We start from the raw sequence: 1,837 nt of genomic DNA, 5'->3' as shown, positions 1-1,837 counted from the left end.
GGTTCTTCGTTACTTGGTATGGTTCGATAGGGGGGCATAAATCGACTAAATCCTTATCTGGCAAGAGACTTAATTGATTAGTTCGCTCTAGATAAGAAATAATTGACAAAAATCGCTAAATGCCTTTCTATATAAGGGTTCCATCCCTTATAACCCCCGTCCATTGCATAACACAAACCGAAGAGCCGTTTTAAGGATGTTTGAGCTTCTGTAGAGGGTAAAGATAGAGCGGTTTCTAGGGTTTGAATACTTTGGTCATATTTTCCGCTAAAACGGTAAGCTTCTGCTAAAATTCCTAATGCTGAACGTTCTATGCTTGTATCCTCTATCTGACGACTGATAGCTAAGGCGGTATTAGGTTGACAGGTTTTTTCATCGGTTGAAGCACATAAAAGAGCGATCGCTGTTTGTGGTTGACCAATATTAAGATAAATTTGCGCTTTTTGTGTTAATATTTGACTTAGTTTCCCTTTATTTCCTGTTTTAATGGCATATTTTTCTAACTTTTCTAAGGTTTCAAAGACTTGCTCATTTTGATTTAATTTTTGATAAGCTGTTGCTAAGTTTTCAAGGATAATTTGCTTTTCTTGGGGTTCTGAGGAAGCAGATAAAGCTTTTTTCCAGATTTTTACTGCTTCTTGATAATTTCCTGCTTGATAAGCGTCAATTCCCTCTTGTACCCATTGACGAGGACTCATCGATTGAGCCATCAAAGGAGCATGAAATAAGATAAAGTGAGAGGGTGTTATTTTGCCTAATCCCGAAAAAAAGACTAAGCTGGCGACAAATAGCCAGATCAAAAGACGCGAATAGGAGAAAAAGCGATGAAACACGGTTTACTAAGTCGATCATTGAATCAATGCTGTAATCTTACTATAAAAAGTTGAGGAGTGATGTAACAATGTTCAGGATAAAAATGTTAAAATTTCGTAACCTTGTCAGCTTATTAGTCTCCTTGAGTCTATTTTCAGTTAAAAGTCCAGCTATTGCTCAAATTATTCCAGATACTAGCTTAGGAATCGAAGGTGCTTTCGTTATCACTTTTAATCAACTGCTACAACTAATTCAAGGTGGTGCAAGAAGAGGTGAAAATCTGTTTCAAAGTTTTCAGGATTTTAACATTCGTGAAGGGCAGACGATTATTTTAACCAATGCCAAGGGCGTGAATAATATTTTAATTCGGGTAACAGGGAATAATCCTTCGGATATCTTAGGCAATTTATCGCTTATTAAAGCAGAAACGATTAATAATTTACTGATTAATCTACGGAGTTTGTCCCCTTTACCGAATACTAACTTATCAAGTTTAATTCAACCCCAAGACTTAGGAACAGCAAGCTTATTTTTTCTCAACCCGAATGGGATTTTATTTGGACCCGATGCGAGGTTAAACTTAGGGGGGTCATTTATCGCCACAACCGCTAATCAGATAAAATTTGCAGATGGGACGGTTTTTAGGGCAAATTTAACCCAATCTTCCCCTATTTTAACTATTAGTACCCCTATTGGTTTAGGTTTCACCTCATCTTCTCCTAAACCGATTACCCTACAAGGCCCCGAACAATCCCTTACAGGTGTTCTTCAAAGTATCCCTAAAGTGGCAGGAGGTCCGAATGAAGTTTTAGAAGGGACAAAAACCCTAATTGAGAATATTTTAACTCGCCCTGTCGGTTTACAGGTTTTTCCTAACCAAACCATCAGCAATTCCAAATTCAGAATGTAGCAAGGAATACAGAATACAAAACGCTTTTGCCCTGTAGCTCCCCATCCAAAATCAAGAAGAATTAACGCGAGTAACAGGGATGGCCTCATCGAGCATAAAGTCTAAAAGGTGGTG

General features: G+C 37.9%; 2 protein-coding genes. One reads left to right on the top strand and one right to left on the bottom strand.

Features of this window, described 5'->3' with window-relative positions:
* Window positions 1–77: 77 nt before the first annotated feature.
* Window positions 78–698: a tetratricopeptide repeat protein gene (locus PX481_RS29820; protein ID WP_373276131.1), complete on the bottom strand. Its 621-nt coding sequence runs from the start codon at window positions 696–698 to the stop codon at window positions 78–80.
* A 218-nt stretch (window positions 699–916) separates the two neighbouring features.
* Between PX481_RS29820 and PX481_RS18855 the strand changes: the two genes are divergently transcribed.
* Window positions 917–1,723: a two-partner secretion domain-containing protein gene (locus tag PX481_RS18855; RefSeq protein WP_288095427.1), complete on the top strand. Its 807-nt coding sequence runs from the start codon at window positions 917–919 to the stop codon at window positions 1,721–1,723.
* Window positions 1,724–1,837: the final 114 nt, after the last annotated feature.

The organism is Microcystis sp. M53603_WE2 (assembly GCF_030065435.1).
The sequence above is the reverse complement of the archived record's forward strand: the minus strand, read 5'-3'. Positions and strand labels throughout refer to the sequence as shown.